At 64.6% G+C, this 17,470-nt stretch carries 14 protein-coding genes, 1 pseudogene and 1 riboswitch; of the genes and pseudogenes, 1 reads left to right on the forward strand and 14 read right to left on the reverse strand.

The window, feature by feature from the left end:
- From cobO to WDM91_23440, 13 genes and pseudogenes are all read right to left on the reverse strand, one after another.
- Positions 1-618 (reverse strand): cob(I)yrinic acid a,c-diamide adenosyltransferase, encoded by a 618-nt coding sequence (cobO, locus tag WDM91_23380; GenBank protein MEI9997557.1) that lies wholly within the window; start codon positions 616-618, stop codon positions 1-3.
- A complete protein-coding gene (cobN, locus tag WDM91_23385) occupies positions 615-4,376 on the reverse strand; it encodes a cobaltochelatase subunit CobN (protein ID MEI9997558.1) in 3,762 nt (1,253 codons plus the stop codon). Before cobN ends, cobO begins: the two co-directional genes overlap by 4 nt.
- Positions 4,376-5,434 (reverse strand): cobalamin biosynthesis protein CobW, encoded by a 1,059-nt coding sequence (gene cobW / locus WDM91_23390; GenBank protein MEI9997559.1) that lies wholly within the window; start codon positions 5,432-5,434, stop codon positions 4,376-4,378. The genes cobN and cobW overlap by 1 nt, the downstream gene beginning before the upstream one ends.
- 4 nt (positions 5,435-5,438) lie before the next feature.
- Positions 5,439-6,035, reverse strand: coding sequence for a histidine phosphatase family protein (locus tag WDM91_23395; GenBank protein ID MEI9997560.1), 597 nt, complete (start codon positions 6,033-6,035; stop codon positions 5,439-5,441).
- An 89-nt stretch (positions 6,036-6,124) separates the two neighbouring features.
- Positions 6,125-6,333: riboswitch (cobalamin riboswitch) on the reverse strand.
- 36 nt (positions 6,334-6,369) lie between these two features.
- A complete protein-coding gene (bluB, locus tag WDM91_23400) occupies positions 6,370-7,029 on the reverse strand; it encodes a 5,6-dimethylbenzimidazole synthase (GenBank protein MEI9997561.1) in 660 nt (219 codons plus the stop codon).
- Positions 7,030-7,168: 139 nt separating this feature from the next.
- Positions 7,169-9,484: an HAD-IC family P-type ATPase gene (locus tag WDM91_23405; protein MEI9997562.1), complete on the reverse strand. Its 2,316-nt coding sequence runs from the start codon at positions 9,482-9,484 to the stop codon at positions 7,169-7,171.
- Entirely contained in the window at positions 9,484-10,674 is a 1,191-nt protein-coding gene (locus WDM91_23410) for an acetate/propionate family kinase (GenBank protein ID MEI9997563.1), read from the reverse strand. The genes WDM91_23405 and WDM91_23410 overlap by 1 nt, the downstream gene beginning before the upstream one ends.
- A 4-nt stretch (positions 10,675-10,678) precedes the next feature.
- Positions 10,679-13,048 carry a phosphoketolase family protein gene (locus WDM91_23415; GenBank protein MEI9997564.1) on the reverse strand — a complete coding sequence of 790 codons (2,370 nt, stop codon included), beginning with the start codon at positions 13,046-13,048 and terminating at the stop codon, positions 10,679-10,681.
- 1 nt (position 13,049) lies between these two features.
- A complete protein-coding gene (locus WDM91_23420) occupies positions 13,050-13,268 on the reverse strand; it encodes a hypothetical protein (protein MEI9997565.1) in 219 nt (72 codons plus the stop codon).
- A gap of 2 nt (positions 13,269-13,270) precedes the next feature.
- Positions 13,271-13,642 (reverse strand): annotated as a pseudogene (locus tag WDM91_23425) (zinc-binding dehydrogenase).
- A 67-nt stretch (positions 13,643-13,709) separates the two neighbouring features.
- On the reverse strand, positions 13,710-14,801 hold the full coding sequence (locus tag WDM91_23430; protein MEI9997566.1) for a histidine kinase dimerization/phosphoacceptor domain -containing protein: 1,092 nt from the start codon (positions 14,799-14,801) through the stop codon (positions 13,710-13,712).
- A 130-nt stretch (positions 14,802-14,931) separates the two neighbouring features.
- Positions 14,932-15,354 (reverse strand): response regulator, encoded by a 423-nt coding sequence (locus tag WDM91_23435; GenBank protein ID MEI9997567.1) that lies wholly within the window; start codon positions 15,352-15,354, stop codon positions 14,932-14,934.
- Between the two features lie 103 nt (positions 15,355-15,457).
- On the reverse strand, positions 15,458-16,027 hold the full coding sequence (locus WDM91_23440; GenBank protein MEI9997568.1) for a DUF1003 domain-containing protein: 570 nt from the start codon (positions 16,025-16,027) through the stop codon (positions 15,458-15,460).
- Between the two features lie 239 nt (positions 16,028-16,266).
- Here WDM91_23440 and WDM91_23445 point away from each other — a divergent pair, with 239 nt between their 5' ends.
- Complete coding sequence (locus tag WDM91_23445) at positions 16,267-16,566, forward strand: hypothetical protein (protein MEI9997569.1); 300 nt, start codon at positions 16,267-16,269, stop codon at positions 16,564-16,566.
- Between the two features lie 98 nt (positions 16,567-16,664).
- On the opposite strand, the gene WDM91_23450 is transcribed toward WDM91_23445, so the two are convergent.
- Positions 16,665-17,459 (reverse strand): glucose 1-dehydrogenase, encoded by a 795-nt coding sequence (locus tag WDM91_23450; GenBank protein MEI9997570.1) that lies wholly within the window; start codon positions 17,457-17,459, stop codon positions 16,665-16,667.
- Positions 17,460-17,470 lie beyond the last annotated feature (11 nt).

Here is a 17,470-nt window from a genome sequence, read left to right on the forward strand (position 1 = left end):
CTAGAACTCTATGCCTTCCTGCGCCTTCACGCCGCTCTTGAACGGGTGCTTGAGCAGAGTCATCTCGGTCACGAGATCGGCGATCTCGATGAGCTCGTCCTTCGCGTTCCGGCCGGTAATGATGACATGCTTGTCGATGGGCTTGTTTTTCAGCGTCGCAACCACATCGTCCAACGGCACGTAGTCGTAGCGGAGCGCGATATTGAGTTCGTCGCATAGGACCATCTTGTAGGCCGGGTCGGCGATATAGGATTTCGCCATGTCCCAGGCGAGGCGCGCCATCTCGATGTCACGTGCCTTGTCCTGCGTATCCCAGGTGAAGCCTTCGCCCATGGCGCGCATCGTCACCTGGTCCGGGAAGGCGTCGAACACGACCTTCTCGCCGGTGGCCCAGGCGCCCTTGATGAACTGGATGATCGCGATGCGCTGCCCGTGCCCGATGGCGCGGCAGACCATGCCCATCGCGGCCGTCGTCTTGCCCTTGCCCTTGCCGGTGTGGACGATCACCAGGCCTTTTTCGACCGTCTTGGTCGCCATGATCTTGTCGCGCGCCGCCTTGTGCTTGCGCATCTTCTCGTTGTGGCGTTCCACGTCCGCGTCGCGGGTATCTTCGGTCATGATCTAGCTCCGGCAATGAGGCGTTCGAGGTGCTCGCGAATGGTGTTGCGCCTTGGCTTCCACAGGCCGCGATCCAGCGCTTCCAGGAACCGTTCGGCCAATTCGCGAAGCGCCGCGGGATTGTTCTCGCGCATGAAGGCCTCGACGGAAGTGTCGTCGACATAGGCCGCGAACAGCAGGTCGAAGTGGTGGTCCCGCACCGCATTCGTCGTCGCCGAGAACGCGAACAGATAATCGACAGTGGCGGCGATCTCGAATGCACCCTTGTAACCGTGCCGCATGACGCCCGCGATCCATTTGGGATTGGCCGCGCGGCCCCGGACGATGCGCGCCAGCTCGTCCTCCAGCGTGCGCACGCGCGGGGTGTCGGGCCGCGAATGATCGTTATGGTAGATCGTCGGCTCATGACCCTTGAGATGGGCTACGGCGTTCGCGATGCCGCCTTCGAATTGATAGTAGTCGTCCGAGTCCAGCAGGTCGTGCTCGCGGTTATCCTGGTTCTGGACCACGGCATCGATCCGCGTCAGCCGCTCGCGCAGCAGCGTGTGATCGGCTTCACCGTCGCTGGCCGAGCCGTAGCTGTACCCGCCCCAGCTCAGATAGGCTTCGGCCAGGTCGCCCTTCGTTTTCCAGAGCCGCTCGTCGATCATGGCTTGGAGGCCCGCGCCGTAAGCGCCGGGCTTCGAGCCGAAGATGCGCGCGCCCGCGCGCCGTGCGGCGTCCGACTCGGCCAGGCCGGCCGCACGCAGCCGCGCCGCGTCCTCGCGGAAGCGCAGGGCGAGCGGATTGTCCTCATCGGACTCGTCGAGCGCCATGACGGCGCGCACCGCAGAGTCGAACAGATCGATCTGGCTGGGAAAGGCGTCGCGGAAAAAGCCCGATATGCGGAACGTGACGTCCACGCGCGGCCGTCCCAGCTTGGCCGGCGGCAACACCTCGAAGCCCGTTACGCGCCCGGCCGTCGAATCCCAGCTCGGCCGGACGCCGATCAATGCCAGTGCTTGCGCGATGTCGTCGCCGCCGGTGCGCATGTTCGAAGTCCCCCAGGCGGAGATCGCCATTGCGAGCGGAAACTCGCCGTGGCGCTGCCGGTAGTCCTCGACCAGCAACTGCGCAGACTGCCAGCCGAGCTGCCAAGCGGTCTGTGTCGGCACGGCGCGCGGATCGAGCGAATAGAAATTCCGCCCTGTCGGAAGGACGTCCGGCCGTCCCCGCGTCGGCGCACCCGATGGGCCGGGCGCGACAAACCGTCCACCCAGCCCGCGTTCGAGCGCGCGCAACTCGTTGGCGCCACAGCTCAGAAGGTCGGGTCTGAGCTCGGCTTCGACATAGGCGAGAACCGCGCGCGTTGCGGCCCAGCTCTTGGGCGGTTCGAGGCCTCCGACGAATTGCTGCGCCATGCGCTCGAGCCGCTCGACGGTATCGCCGTTGGTGCGCCACGTATCGTCGGATACCGTCGTCAGGGCCGTCGGTTTCGCTCCCGTCCACGGCTCGCCCATCTTGCAAGCCAGGGGATCGAAGGCACCAAGAGCGAGATCGCTGGCGAGCGCTTGCAGGATCGAGGCGTCGCGCCCTTTTTCCGAACCGCGGCGAACGCGGACCAGGGCGACCAGCAGATCGGTCAATTGCCGGTCGCGCGGTGCTTCGCCGAAGATGTGCAAGCCATCGCGGATTTGCAGCTCCTTCAGTTCGCACAGATAATTGTCGAGCGCCGCGATGGACAGGTCTTCGTCGGTGGGGTCGGTGATGCCGCAATCCTTGTCGAGCCCCGATGTCACGGCCAGATCGAGAATGCGGCGCTTGAGATTCGGCAGCCGCCGCGCGTCGAGGCTGGCTGCTTCGTAATACTCGTCGACGAGCACTTCGAGATCTCGCAGCGGTCCGTAGCTCTCCGCTCGCGTGAGCGGTGGCGTCAGGTGATCGATAATCACCGCGCTGGCGCGGCGCTTGGCCTGCGTTCCCTCGCCCGGGTCGTTGACGATGAAGGGATAGAGATGGGGCAGAGGCCCCAGCGCGACTTCCGGAAAGCAATCCCGCGAAAGCGCAACGGACTTTCCGGGCAACCATTCCAGATTGCCATGCTTGCCCATGTGCACGACGGCATGCGCGTCGAAATCGCGCCGCAGCCACGCATAGAAGGCGAGGTAGTTGTGCGGCGGGACGAGCGCGGGATCGTGATAGGAGCCCAACGGATCGATGTTGTAGCCGCGCGCCGGCTGCACGGCGAGCGCGACGGACCCGAACAGCATGATCGACAGTCGGAAATCCAGGTCGCCGTCTGCCGCGGCAATGAAGGGATCGTCTTGCGGCGCTCCCCAGCGTGTCGTGACCGCGTCCCGGACGGACTGCGGCAGTGTCGCGAAAAACCGTTCGTAGTCGGCCAGCGGATAGGCGACGCCGCCTGCGCGCCTTTCGCGGCCTTGCAGTGCATTGGTGGGTCCCTGGGCAACCAGGTTCATCAAAGCCTGCGCATCGGCCGGCAACGCGCCGACGGCATAGCCCGCCGCGCGCAAGCTCTTCAGCACCCCGATCGCACTCGCCGGCGTGTCGAGGCCGACGCCGTTGCCCAGGCGTCCGTCGCGGTTGGGATAATTGGCAAGCACGATGGCCACGCGCCGGTCTTCCGGCCTCGCTTTGCGCAACCGGCACCACGCCTCGGCCTGCGCGGCGACGAAGGCGATCCTGTCGGGAACCGGGTCGTGCGTCACGATAGGGCATTGGGTGAGCGCGTCGAATGAGGCTTCCGCCTTGAACGCGACGGCACGGCTTAAGATCCGCCCGTCAACCTCGGGCAGCGCGACGTTCATCGCCACGTCGCGCGCCGGCAGACCTCTCGCAGACTCATGCCACCGTTCCGCGCTCGTGCTGGCGAACACCACCTGAAGGACGGGGCAGTCGGCCGCCTCCAGGACCGAGGGCGTCCGGTCTTCACCGGGAATGGATGTCGCGAAGGACGTGCAGTTCAGGATCACGTCGGGCGCGGTCCGTGCCAGAAGCTCGTGCACGACCGAAACGGATAGGGGATCCTTCAGGCTCTGCACGTAGATCGGCAGCGGCGACATACCCTTGGCGGCAAGCGCCGCGATCAGGGCGTCGACCGGCGCCAGCGCGCCGGACTGCTGCAAGGCGCGATAGAACAGGATCGGCGCGACGGGGCCGTGTTCGGGCCAATGCGCCTGGATCTCTTCGAGGGTCGGATCCGAAAGCCCGGGCCAATAGAGGCCGGCATTGGGCACGAGACGCGGCGCGCGAATGTCGGGATCGGGCTCGCGTCCAATCAGCTCCGCCGCATATCGCAGGAATTGTCCGGCGTTCCCGATGCCGCCAAAGGCGAGATAGGACCAGATCGTTTGGAATTGCTCGTCCGTCACCGTCGAGGCGCGCCGCAGTTCGGGATCTGGCTTGTCGTCGCCCGGCACGATGATAAAGGGAATCGCGTTCGCGCGGCAGGCGGCCTCGACTTCGGCGAGCCCATAGCGCCAATAGCCCGAGCCGCCCAGCAGCCGGATCACCACCAGTTTCGCATTGGCGACCACCTGCTCGACATACAGATCGACCGAAAGCGGATGCTGCAGCCGCAGGAAATTGGCCAGCCTCAGGCTCGGCGCTTCCGGGGGTAGCGAGGCGCGCGCCTGTGCCAGGCACGACAGCTCCGTATCCGCAGCGGTCAGCAACACGATGTCGCCGGGCGCTTGGCCGAGGTCGACGGCTTCCGAGCCGTCGTCGATCGTCCCGGCCTGTGTTGCCAGAAGATGCATCAGCCGATCGCGGCGGTAAGCTCGTCGGCGATGGCCGTTTGCGCCAGGCCTTTTTCGCCGATCACGACCAGCTGGGTGTAGCGGGTCTCGCCCGCGGTCCAGGCGCGGTCGAAATAGTGCTCGATCCGCGGGCCGACGGCCTGGATCACCAGGCGCATGGGCTTGCCGGCGACGGCCGCGAAGCCCTTCAGGCGCAGGATGTCGTGCAGTTTCATGGTCTGCTTGATGCCGGCGATCAGGGCATCGACGTTGCGCAGCTCCGGCCCCTTGAAGACGAAGCTCTCGAAATCGTCGTGGTCGTGATCGGCCTCGGTGTCGTGATGCGACCAGCGCGCGTCGATGCTGTCCTCGGCGCCCGCATTCACGCCAAGCAGGACCCCGGTATCGACGGCGCCATGCGCGATGCGGACGAAGCGCACGCCGTCGCGCACCCGGCCCTTGAGGTCCACCTCGATCTCGTCGAGCCTGGCCCCCGTCACGAGATCGGTCTTGGTGAGCAGCACCAGATCGGCGCATTGCAACTGGTCTTCGAACAGTTCTTCGAGTGGGTTGTCGTGGTCGACCGATGCGTCGTCGGCCCGCTGCTGCGCCACGGCGTCTTCGTCCATCGCGAACCGCCCCTGGCTCACCGCATCGACGTCGATCAGCGTCACCACGCCGTCGACCGTGACTCGCGTGCGAACCTCGGGCCAGTTGAACGCCTTCACCAGCGGTTTGGGCAGCGCGAGGCCCGAGGTCTCGATGATGATGTGATCGGGCGGCACGTCGCGATCGAGCAGCTTGGCCATCGTCGGCAGGAAGTCGTCGGCGACCGTGCAGCAGATGCAGCCATTGGCGAGTTCGACGATGTCGTCCTCGCCGCAGCTTTCGACGCCGCACTCCTTCAATATCTTCCCATCGACGCCGACGTCGCCGAATTCGTTGATGATGAGCGCGTAGCGCCGCCCCGAACTGTTCTCGAGCAGATTGCGGATCAGCGTCGTCTTTCCTGCGCCCAGAAACCCGGTGATGACGGTGGCCGGGATCTTGCGTGCCGAAAGCTTGCCTGTCTGTGTCATGGCGCTAGGCCCCTTCAAGGATTCGGTTGGAGGTGAGGATGTCCCAATCGCCGTCTTGCGACAGCGACAGATGCGTCAAAGACAGCGGCGCTACGGGGAGGGCGAGACCCTCCGCCGGCGAAAGCCCGTGCGCGAGGGTGAGCGCGGCGCGAATGGCGCCCGCATGCGACACAAGACAGACGTTCTCCGGCCGACCAAGCCGGATCTCGGCGACAAATCGGCTTACGCGCGCGCAAACGTCCGTGAAGCTCTCGCCGTGCTCCGGGCGCCATGCGGCAAGCGCGTTTGCGTCTTGCGGCAGCTCGACGTCGGCGTAGGGCTTGCCGTCCAGGGAGCCGAAATTCTGCTCGGTGATCTCGGCCGACGACACGATGCTGCCGGGCGAGAACCCGGCGCCAACAAGCCGTTCGAGCGTTTGCCGTGCTCGGAGGAGCGGGCTGCTGAACGTCAGGCAATCCTTTGGCAGCGTGCGCGCGACAGCGCGATATCCGCGCACATTGCCATCGTCGAGCGCGGGATCGCTATGGCCGCAGAAACGGCCATGCAGCGTCGCGGGCGCGTGCCGGATCCAAATCCAGTTGATCGTGTGTCCGCCTGCCATACCGCGCTCTCGCGGGCCGGAGTGCGGATGCGGATTGGGCGGGCTTCGACGAAGCGGACCACAACCAACTCCCGGGACACCCCGCCCGAACGTCTGTTCAAAGGACCGGCAGGTCTCCTGGCTCGCGGGTCGCTGTCCGTTGCCGTCTTCCCGATGCAGGGCATCAGTGACGTTTTCGCAAAGAACTCGCCGCTCACAGTTGCGGGGGCAGCCTCGGAATAGCCGGCGACCAGGCCGGCATACCGAATTCCCTCTTAGCTCTGGATCGCGCCAGAGAACCGGAACTCAAGGCCCCTGTTATTTCGACTCCGGCTCGGAAGGTCAAGCGCTCCGGCTATCGCCTTACGATTGCCGCGCTTGGCAGGCCGCGCCGTTCCCACCCTTCGCGCTCCAACGCCGGCCTATCGTGTTCTTCCTGCGGATACCCGACACAGAGATAGCCGACAAAAATCCATTGTATGGGCACATCCAGGATCGCCGCCACGCGCGACGGCTCGAGGATCGATACCCAGCCGACACCGACGCCTTCGGCGCGCGCTGCAAGCCAAAGGGTGTGGATCGCCAAGACCACGGAATATTCGATCGTTTCGGGCATCGTGTATCGTCCGAGACCATGGCCCTGTACGGTGGACCGATCGGCGAAGACCGCGATATGGCCCGGCGCGTCGTCCAGTCCCGCCAGCTTCAGCCGTGCATAGTCGCCGGCCCTGTCGGCCGATTGCGCGCTCAGCGCCTCGGCGTTGCATTCCGCGAAGCAGTCCCGGATGGCGCGCCGGCGCGCGGCATCGGCCACCATGACGAACCGCCAAGGCTCGCTAAGGCCCACAGAAGGTGCGCGGCATGCCGTCTCGACGAGACGGTCGAGGACATGCTGTTCCAGCGGATCGCACTTGAAGTGGCGCACATCCCGGCGCCACAGGAACAATTCCAGCAATTGCGCCCGGAACCCCGCGTCGAACGCGGGGCCTTGGTTCATCCGCCCGGGATCGCCCATCCGACTGTCCAGTCCCTTGCGCCAATGGCCCTGATTGACCTGCCCGAACATCCGGCATGGCCCGGTCCTGCGCAAGCTTCCCGCAAGGGATTTGACCGGGACCGCGGGTCCTTTCCCGGCCAGGCCCGTCGGCATCGGGTCACGAGACCGCCAATCGTCGGAACAAGGCGAGCTTCGCGGCATCCAGGACAAAGGCAAACGCGGCGGCGGCAGCGAACAGGGCTGCCACGATGGCGACCGGCAGCGTTGCCATCAGGATACCGTTTGAGGACAGGACACTGAAGATCGACAGATCAACGATCGACGAAACAATGAGCCATCGTCCCGGGCGCGAACTCCAGATGTGCTGCCTCTCGCGCGACACGTAGAACACGGCCTGGCCGCTGAACACCAGCGTGACCACGGCCATCGTGCGCAACGTTTCGGTATCGAGGCCGATCGCGAATTTCCCGGCTGCCAGACAGGCGACGCAGAACATCAGATCGGCGAGCCCCAGGACGATGCCGACGACCGTCAGGTTGCGGATATGCCAGATATTGGGTTTCGGAGACGGTCGCACATTATCGGTCGACGAGGTCATCGACAGAAAGTCGCCGGTGATCATCATCAGCACCATGAGCATCGGCGTCAGGATGGCGTGGCCCGTGATGATGAGGCCGGCGCCCAGGAACAGCACCTGCACGACCTTGTGCGTAACCGATCGCAGCGTGTAGGTGAGGATGCGCTGGAAGGTCGTGCGCCCTTCCTTGATCGCGGCGACGATGCCGGCAAGTCCGGGCTTTGTGAGCACGATCCCGGCGGCGGATTTCGCGACGTCGGTTGCGGTGGAGACTGCGATCCCCATCTGCGCCTGGCGCAGCGCGGGCGCGTCGTTCGCGCCGTCGCCGCACATGCCGACGATGTGCCCGTCCTTCTGCAAGGCCTTGACGAGACTGTACTTGTCCTCCGGCAGCACGCTCGCGAAAATCGCATAGGTTTCGGCCTTGAGATCTTTCGGCAAGGGTGTCGTCGCCCAAACCTGTCCGGCGATCCCGACCATTCCGGCCACGACCTGCGCCGTTGTTCCGGAATCCCCCGTCACCATGACGGTCCGAACGCCCAGGCCGGACAACTCCGAGACGAGCGCCGCGGAGTCTTCGCGCGGCGGATCGCTGAGTGCGATGAAGCCCACCAGCGCCGATTTGTCCGGCGGCCCGGCGGCGACGGCCAGAACCCGGAAACCTTTTGCCTCCAGTTCGGCGGCGATCGGTGCTGCACCGGCTGGGGAATGCGCCAGGTCCGAGATGACCGCGAATGCGCCTTTGGCGATTTTCGTCGTGCCGCCGTCCGCCTGGAGCACGGTCGCTTCGGAGCGCTTCAGCGAGGGATCGAACGGCACGAACGTCACCAGCTTGGGTGCATCGCCGACGGGTTTGTGCGCAGCCGCGCCGCGGATGGCGGCATCGACCGGGTCCTGCCCGCCATCCGAACTCGCCAAAGCCGCGAGGGCCAGCACATGCGCCTCGTCGAAGCCCGGCATCGGGCGGATGGACATCACGGCGAGTTCGTTGCGCGTCAGCGTGCCTGTCTTGTCCGAGCACAGGATGTCGACGCCGGCGGCTTCGTCGACCGCCGAAAGGCTCGTGGGCAGCACGCCTTGCGCCGCCAGCGAGCGCGCGCCCACTGCCGCCGCCAGCGTGAACATGGACGGCAGCGCAACGGGGATCGACGAAAGAAGCCCCACCAGGACGAGCGCGATGATCTCCGCGTCCGGCAGCGACAGAAAATACGCATAGACGGCAAGCAGGACCGTGGCGGCGCCGTTGAACAGGGCAAGGTTGCGGACCACGCCCATGACGATCTTCTGCTGCGAGCTTTCGACCTTTGCCGTGCGGACGAGCTCCGCCGTGCGGCCGAATTTGGTGCGCTCGCCTGTCGCAGTCACTTGCCCGACGGCCTCGCCGCGCCGCACGAGCGCGCCGGCATAGGCCAGGGCGCCTGCTCCGACTTCCGCCGGTATGGATTCGCCGGTGAGCATGGATTGGTCGAGCAGGATCGATCCGTCGACAAGCTGGACGTCCGCGACCACCACTGTGCCCAAGGAAAGCTTCACGACGTCACCCGCCACCAGATCGGCGGCCGGCACGGTCGTCCAATGGCCATCCCGCCGGACCGACGCGATGAGCGCCAGACGCGACTTGAGCGCATCCAGGGTCGCTTGCGCGCGGCCTTCCTGGAAGAATCCCAGGCCGGCGTTGAACACGAGCAGGAGCGCGACCACGCCGGCCTCGACGTAGTCTCCGAGCACGAGCTGCAGCAGGATCGCGGCTTCGAGCATCCAGGGCACGGGCGCCCAAAGCTTTTGCACGGCCCGCAGCACTGGATGCTGCGTCACGTCGACGATCGCGTTCGGACCGTCCTTCGCGAGGCGCCGGTGCGCCGCGTCGGTGGTCAGGCCAAGGGGTGCTTCTGCCATCAGGATTTGGCCTGTGAAAGCAGAGTCCAGCTATGGCGGACGATCTGCTCGTCCTCGCGGGACGGTAGAACAAGCACTTTGCAGGGCGATTTGGGATCGCCGATGGGATTGTCGGCGGCGCGGTTTCGTGCGTCGTCGAGACCGATGCCGGCCCAGGCAAGGCCGCTGCAGATCGAGGCACGGACCTGTTCGTCGTTTTCGCCGATGCCCCCGGTGAATACGATCAGGTCGACGCCTTCCAGCACGGCGAGCATCGCCGCAATCTGCTTGCGCACGGAACGGCAGAACATGTCGATCGCGAGCTGCGCGTCCGGGTTCGACGGCGCGCTTTGGCGCAGCCGGCGCATGTCGCTGCCGACTCCGGATATGCCGAGAAGCCCGGAGCGGCGGTCGACCAGATCCTCCAGCATTGCGGCATCCATCGTCTTCTCCCGCGCCAGGTAGACCAGCACGCCGGGATCGAGATCGCCGCTGCGCGTTCCCATGATCACGCCGCCGGTCGGGGTCAATCCCATGCTGGTGTCGATGGACTTGCCGCCTTTGACCGCCGTCACGCTGGCGCCGTTGCCGAGATGGGCGATCACGATGCGATCCGGCAGAGGGGCACCAAGCTGATGCAGAATGGATTCGCAGGAAAGGCCGTGGAAGCCGTAGCGCTGGATGCCTTCCGCGTGCAATGACCTGGGGAGCGGAAGGATGCGTGCGACATCCGGCATATCGGCATGAAAGGTCGTGTCGAAGCACGCCACTTGGGGGATGCCCGCAAAATGCTCGCGCGCCGATCGCAGGATCGTCAGCGCGGACGGAAGATGAAGCGGCGCGAACGGAATGGCCGCTTCGAGCTGCCGCAATACGTCGTTGTCGACGATGCGATGGCGGCGAAGCCTCGGTCCACCATGCACGATCCGATGCCCGATAGTCGCGGGAGGCGGCAGGTCGGAGCCGGCTAGGAGCCGCTCGATTTGGCTGACCGCGTCGCGCAAGTCGCGGACGAACGTCCCGCCTGCGGATAGCGGGTTGCCGCGCACGTCCTGCGCGTGGAATCGTCCGGTGGTTTCACCGGCGAAATCGGCTTCTCCCGTCAAAAGGACTTCGGTGTGTGAAGCGGCGGCGCGATAAAGGCCGAATTTGAGCGAGGACGAACCGCTGTTCAGCGTGAGGACGATCGTCTCGCCGCGGGACTCCGTCATCGCGCTAGACCTTCCATCGCCAGTCGCGAACCTCCGGCATGTCGTCGCCATGTTCGCTGATGTAGAGCTTGTGACGCTCCATCGCGGCCCAATAGAATTCCGTCGCCTTCGCGACCCGATGGCCGAATCGCGGGATGCGGCTGGTCGCATCGAGCGCGAGCTGGAAGCGGTCCAGGTTGTTCAGCACGACCATGTCGAACGGCGTCGTGGTCGTGCCTTCTTCCCGGTAGCCGCGGACATGGATGTTGTGGTGGTTGTGCCGCCGATAGGTGAGCTTGTGGATCACCGCCGGATAGCCGTGAAACGCGAAGATCACCGGCTTGTCGCGCGTGAACAGCTCGTCGAAATCCTGGTCTTGCATCCCGTGCGGATGCTCCGACTGTGGCTGCAGGACCATCAGGTCCACGATATTGACGACGCGGATCCGGATATCGGGATAATGGGTCCGCAGCAGCGTGACGGCGGCGAGGGTCTCCAGGGTCGGGATGTCGCCGGCGCAAGCCATGACCACGTCGGGGTCGCCGCCGTCATTGCCCGCCCAATGCCAGATGCCGGCACCGGCGGCGCAATGGCGGGTCGCCGCCTCGATGTCGAGCCACTGCCATTCGGGCTGTTTGCCGGCAACGATCAAGTTGATGTAGTTGCGGCTGCGCAGGCAGTGATCGGCGACGGAGAGAAGGCAGTTCGCGTCGGGCGGCAGGTAGATGCGCACGACGTCGGATTTCTTGTTGGCGACATGGTCGATGAAGCCGGGGTCCTGGTGGGAGAAGCCGTTGTGATCCTGCCGCCAGACATGCGAGGTGAGCAGATAGTTCAGGGACGCGATCGGCTTGCGCCAGGGGATGGTCCGGCTGACCTTCAGCCATTTGGCGTGCTGGTTGAACATCGAATCGACGACGTGGATGAAGGCTTCGTAGCAGGAGAAGAGGCCGTGGCGGCCCGTGAGCAGATAGCCTTCGAGCCAGCCTTCGCACAGATGTTCGCTCAGAACCTCCATGACGCGGCCATCGGTGCTTAGGTCGATATCGACGTCTTCGACCGCCGCCATCCATTCCTTGCCGGACACCTGGTAGACCGCTTCCAGCCTGTTCGATGCCGTCTCGTCCGGTCCGAACAGGCGGAAATTCTGCGATCCGAGATTGAGCTTCATGACATCGCGCAGGAACGTCCCGAGCACGCGCGTCGCTTCTGCGTGGACAGTGCCGGGCTCGGACACCGTTACCGCATAGTCGTGGAAATGCGGCATCGACAAGGGGGTCAGGAGTTCGCCGCCATTGGCGTGCGGGTTGGAGCCCATGCGGCGATGCCCGGTCGGCGCGAGGGCGGCCAACTCCTCGCGGAATTTGCCGTTTTTGTCGAACAGCTCGCGCGGCTTGTAGCTCAGCATCCAGTCTTCGAGCTGCTTGAGATGTTCGGGATTTTCGAAGTTCGCGATCGGCACCTGATGCGCGCGCCATGTGCCTTCCACCGGTTTGCCGTCGACGAATTTGGGGCCTGTCCAGCCTTTGGGCGTGCGAAGGACGATCATGGGCCAGCGCGGGCGCTCCGGCGCCTTGTCCCTGCCGGCCGCCCGCGCGGCTTTCTGAATCTCGCGGATCCGGCGCAGCACCTGATCCAGCACGCCGGCAAGCGCCTGGTGCATCACGGCAGGATCGCTGCCTTCGACGAAATGGGGCTCGTAACCGTAACCTTGGAACAACTGGGTCAATTCTTCGCGGCTGATCCGCGCGAGCACGGTCGGGTTGGCGATCTTGAAGCCGTTGAGGTGGAGGATCGGCAGCACGGCGCCGTCGCGCGCCGGATTCAGGAATTTGTTGGAATGCCAGCTCGCGGCCAGCGCGCCCGTTTCGGCTTCGCCGTCGCCGACGACGCAGGCGACGATCAGATCGGGATTGTCGAAGGCCGCGCCATAGGCGTGCGTGAGCGAATAGCCCAGCTCGCCGCCTTCATGGATCGATCCGGGCGTCTCCGGCGAGACATGGCTGGGAATGCCGTAGGGCCAGGAGAACTGGCGAAACAGGCGGTGCAATCCGTTGCGGCTGCGCTCGATGGCGGGATAGCGCTCGGTATAGGAGCCTTCCAGATAGGTGTTCGCCACGATGCCGGGCCCGCCATGGCCGGGTCCGATGACATACATCATGTTCAGGTTGTTCTGCTGGATCAGCCGGTTCAGGTGGACATACAGGAAATTCAATCCCGGCGTCGTTCCCCAATGCCCCAGCAAACGCGGCTTGATATGCTCGAGCGTGAGGGGGACCTCGAGAAGGGGATTGTCCTTCAGGTAAACCTGACCGACGGACAGATAGTTTGCCGCGCGCCAGTAGGCGTGCATTTTCCCGATGAGATCGGCAGACAGCGGGCCAGGCGTCGTCATCTCAAGCAGACCTGTTGTATTGCGGCGCGGTGCGGCCCTTGGCCATGAAAAACTTTCGCGCAAAGTCGGGGATTTCGCCCTTCGCGGGGTGATCGACCGTCTCCACGCCCATGAGGCGCGGGCGAGTGCCGGTACATGGTTTCGGATGATGGTGCGGCATTTTCGTTCCTTTTTTGGCCAGCGCGACCGCCAGCTTAGCAGGCACCGAAGCGTCCGCCATTGCTATGCCTCAATGATCACCTTGAGGGCCTTGGTTTCGGCGGCGCGCTCGAAAGTATCGTAGGCATCGAGGATATGGTCGAGCGCGAAGCGGTGCGTGATCGGGCGCTTGGGATCGATCTTGTCGGACAGGACGGCCTTGAACGGCATCGGTATGGAGACGGTGCCAACCAGCCGCGTCGTGATCGCGATGTTGCGATCCCACAGGCTTTCCAGGTGAAGATCGACTTTCTTCCCGTGCACGCCGATATTGGCGATGGTGCCGCCCGGCGCGACGATCTTTTCGCACAGCTCGAACGTGGCGGGGATGCCTACGGCTTCGATGGCGGTATCGACGCCCCGGCCGCCGGTCATCTTCATGACGGCATCCGCCGCGGCCCGTTTTCGAGTTTCACTGGGAGCTTGCCCACATGACCTTGCACCAACTTGAAAGCAACGGACTCTAGATCGCGTGTCCTCCGGGCATAGCGGCGGCGCTCTGGACGGCCGCTATCTGGCTGTGGACGATGGAGACCATCGTGCCGGGATGCGCTTCCGCTACCTTGATCGTGGCCTGCAACTGGCCCGCAAGCGCCTGGACGATATTCGTGCCCAGGCCGGGTTTCGGGTTCACAGCATTCTTGGGCATGCCGACGCCGGTGTCGCTGACCGACAGAGTCCAATTAGGCCCATGGGAATTATAGTCGACCTTGATCCTGCCGCTGCTGTCGTTCGGGAAGGCATGCTTGAGAGCATTGATCACCAGCTCCGTCACGATCAGTCCCAGGCTTACGGAGACGTCGGCACTGGTGGTGCTGTCGTCGACATCCACCTCGAGCGACAGCTTGCTGTGATCGCGGATCATCGATGCGCCGATGCTCTCGCAAAGAACGGTGAGATAGGGACGCAGGGTGACGTCGCCGGCGGTCGAGGCGGCTAGATGCTGTTGCAGCGCGGCGACCGACATGACGCGCTGGTGCGCATCGAACAGATGCGTCCGGGTTTCCTCCGACTGCACCTTGCGCGCGCTTTGCATCAGGACGCTCGCGATGATCTGGAGGGAATTGGCGACGCGATGCTGCAATTCCTGGAGCAGAACCGCTTTGTCCTTCAGCAGGGCGTCCTTGTCCCGCAGCAGGTCGTTCCGGAGTTTTTCGGCCGTCCGCGCGTCGGTGACGTCCGAGACGGCCAGGATCAACCGTGCATCGGTGCCGCCGGTGTAGTCGAGCTTGTGGGCATTGATGATCAGGCTGCGATCGTCGCGGCCTTCGCGCTTGAGATCCATTTCATAGTCCTGCACCTCGGCGTAACCCGAAGCGGTCGCGCGAAGCAGCGCCGAGAGTTGCAATATGTTCCATTCGCCCGCGCCGAGCTCCGCGAGCGCACGGCCCTGCACCGCGGCGGGATCGATCTGGAACACGCGGCAGAACGACCTGCTCGCGGCGACGACGGTGAGCGCGCTGTTCAAGAGCAGCAGCGGCGCGTCGGAAGACGCAATGACCGCTAGCGCAAGATCGAGCGCGATATCGGAATGCGGCGGCGTATGGGGAGCCATGGCTACCCCTTTTTGGAACCGGAGACTCGCGGAGCGAAAGCCATTCCCGGTAGCGGTTGGTACGAAAGGTACTGCGTCCTGTTGGCGTCTGCTGCGGTGTGCTTGCCGCCTTTTCGACATTCAGGGCATGTCAGGTGCCACCGAAAAGTTTGTGCAAGAGTGCAACGACGCGCGCATTTTCGTACGGCTTGCGGATGAAATGAGAGCCGGGCGGCACCTCATCCTCGGCAGGAAGCCCCGACGTGACGATCAGGTGGATGGGCGGCCAGCGCCGGCGTACGGCGTGCGCCAGCTGCAATCCGCTCTTGCAGCCGGACATGGAGACGTCCGTGAACACGGCGCCGATATCCCGGCGTTGCTTCAGGATCGCGATCGCGTCGTCGGCGTTGGAGGCCTCCAATGCGATGTATCCGGCGTCCTCCACCATTTGGACGGCGTTCAGGCGGATAAGCACTTCGTTTTCGACGATCAGGACGACCACACCGTCGGCGGCCGACTTGCCGTAGCGTCCGCGCTTGGGCTGCGGCGCGATCGCCGAGAGGGAATGTTCCATGGGTATTGAACGCGCGGCGCACGCTTTGGGTGCAGTGCCTCTGCGGCACAATTCGCGATTCCGGGTCTTCGATCTGCCCCGGTAAGCCTCAATTTCCGCCAAGTCACCTTTCCGCAGGCAGATTGTCGTTTATTTCCTGGATGGCATTCAGCACGGTCTCATGGTCGGGCATGCCGGCCATTTCCATGGCTTCCAGGTCCACCCGGTCTTTGACGTTGGGGCTGTCGCGCCGGAATTCCTCCATCAGGTCGATGAGCTTCGACGCCTTCTGCGTGTTCAGCAGCACGGTTTCGAGCGTCATCTGTTCGCGAAGGTTTGCCAGACGATCGGCCCGCCTTTGACTGGCCAGAATGAGAATCGCGATGAAAAGCGCGGCGCAGGAGACGCAGAGCGCAAGCAGCGGAAACGGCCATGCGTCGAAAGCCCCGAAGCCGGCCCGCTGCGACAGGGCGTTGGCGAGCACCCACAATACGAGCACCGCGGCGACGCCGAACAGGAAATTCGCCTTTGCGACGGCCGCGGTGACCCTGTCGATCGATCGATCAAGCCACGATGCTTCCTCCCGATGGGCGGCGTGCATCGCGGCGATTGCCTGGATCGCCTCTTCCACATGCGTGGGCAGCGGCATCCCATCCGCCGCCGCGAAATCGCGTTCTGATGTCTTTCCGGTCATTTTTCGCCCTTGTCATCGGTTGTGATGACCAAACTGCGATGGAGGCCAATTCGTCTCGCTTGGCGTTGTCTCCCGGCTTCGCGAGGGCGCGAGCGATAACCGCATGCGCTGCGTGGTCACATTCGTCCGCCGCGCGTTAGCCATACGACGCCGCGGTCCGTGGCGTCACGCCCACCCGAACGGGATCTCAACCAAGCCGCGCCGCTTGCGAAAGAGCGCGGCGCAAGGAGGAACGGCATATGAAAAGTTTGTTCAAGAACGCAGTGCTGCTGGTCGCGCTGGCCGGCACGACGATCGCTGGAGGCTGCATGATGGACCGTGACCACGACCGCGACATGGATCGCCATATGAGCGATCGCAGCTCGATGGACTATAGCGTGGTGCGCTTCGGCTACAGCGACGGCTACTGGGACAATGGCCACCAGTGGCACGCTTGGAACAGCGACGCGGACATGCGCGGCTATCGCGACGACCACGGCGCGGCGTATCACGATTGGCATCATGATCGCGATGGCGGCGACGGCTGGGAGCACAACTAGCGTTCAATGGGGAGCCTCCCGGCGCGCAGGGCGCGCCGGCGGCTTCGTCGCGCCATGCTCCGACGGCGCAATCTCCGGGAGAGAAAGGCCGATCTTTCTCAGCCCTGCACGGAAAACCCGCCATCGACCACCAGCGAGGCGCCGGTCACGAAGTCCGACGCCGGGCTGGCAAGGAAGATCGCGGCGCCGCGGATATCCGCGGGCGTTCCCCATCGTCCCGCCGGCGTCCGGCTCAGGACCTTCTCGTTGAGGCCCGCCACGTCGGTGCGGGCGCGGGCGGTCAATTCGGTGTCGTGCCATCCGGGGAGAAGCGCGTTCACCTGGATGTTGTCCTTGGCCCAGGCGGTGGCGAGGGAGCGGGTCAGCTGCACGATGCCGCCCTTGCTCGCGGCATAGGGCGCGACAAGCGGGGCGCCGAATGTCGAGTACAGCGAGCCGATATTGATGATCTTTCCGCCGCCGGATTTCTTGAGCGCCGGATAGGCCGCGGTCGCGAGCGCAAACGGCGCCGTCAGGTTCACCTCGATCACCTTGTGCCATTCGTCGAGCGACAGTTCTTCGGGCGGTTTGCGGATGCTGATCCCCGCATTGTTCACGAGAATGTCCAGCCGCCCGAACCGGTCCACAGCCGCTTCGATACAGTGCTGCCGCGAGTCCGCGCCCTCGACCTCGGTCTTGACGAAGATGCAATCGGCTCCGCTCGTCCGCAGCGTCGCCAGGCTGTCTTCGGCGGCCGCCTGGTCTCGCGCGGCAATGACGATCTTGGCCCCGAAGCCGGCAAGCCCCTCGGCAATCGCCAAGCCAAGTCCGCGATTGCCGCCGGTGATCAGCGCCACCTTGCTCGTAAGATCGAAGAGAAGACGCGGATCGCGGCCTTCGGCCTGGGTGGTCATGTTCGATCCCC

Origin of the sequence: Rhizomicrobium sp., assembly GCA_037200385.1 — a bacterium.
Classification (GTDB): domain Bacteria; phylum Pseudomonadota; class Alphaproteobacteria; order Micropepsales; family Micropepsaceae; genus Rhizomicrobium.

Bases quoted from the DNA above. Each gene is read 5' to 3' on its own strand.
- WDM91_23450 (MEI9997570.1), bottom strand. From the start codon at position 17,459: ATGACCACCCAGGCCGAAGGCCGCGATCCGCGTCTTCTCTTCGATCTT.
- cobN (MEI9997558.1), bottom strand. From the start codon at position 4,376: ATGCATCTTCTGGCAACACAGGCCGGGACGATCGACGACGGCTCGGAA.
- WDM91_23440 (MEI9997568.1), bottom strand. From the start codon at position 16,027: ATGACCGGAAAGACATCAGAACGCGATTTCGCGGCGGCGGATGGGATG.
- cobO (MEI9997557.1), bottom strand. From the start codon at position 618: ATGACCGAAGATACCCGCGACGCGGACGTGGAACGCCACAACGAGAAG.
- WDM91_23430 (MEI9997566.1), bottom strand. From the start codon at position 14,801: ATGGCTCCCCATACGCCGCCGCATTCCGATATCGCGCTCGATCTTGCG.
- WDM91_23435 (MEI9997567.1), bottom strand. From the start codon at position 15,354: ATGGAACATTCCCTCTCGGCGATCGCGCCGCAGCCCAAGCGCGGACGC.
- WDM91_23415 (MEI9997564.1), bottom strand. From the start codon at position 13,048: ATGACGACGCCTGGCCCGCTGTCTGCCGATCTCATCGGGAAAATGCAC.
- WDM91_23420 (MEI9997565.1), bottom strand. From the start codon at position 13,268: ATGGCGGACGCTTCGGTGCCTGCTAAGCTGGCGGTCGCGCTGGCCAAA.
- WDM91_23395 (MEI9997560.1), bottom strand. From the start codon at position 6,035: ATGGCAGGCGGACACACGATCAACTGGATTTGGATCCGGCACGCGCCC.
- bluB (MEI9997561.1), bottom strand. From the start codon at position 7,029: ATGGGCGATCCCGGGCGGATGAACCAAGGCCCCGCGTTCGACGCGGGG.
- WDM91_23445 (MEI9997569.1), top strand. From the start codon at position 16,267: ATGAAAAGTTTGTTCAAGAACGCAGTGCTGCTGGTCGCGCTGGCCGGC.
- WDM91_23405 (MEI9997562.1), bottom strand. From the start codon at position 9,484: ATGGCAGAAGCACCCCTTGGCCTGACCACCGACGCGGCGCACCGGCGC.
- WDM91_23410 (MEI9997563.1), bottom strand. From the start codon at position 10,674: ATGACGGAGTCCCGCGGCGAGACGATCGTCCTCACGCTGAACAGCGGT.
- cobW (MEI9997559.1), bottom strand. From the start codon at position 5,434: ATGACACAGACAGGCAAGCTTTCGGCACGCAAGATCCCGGCCACCGTC.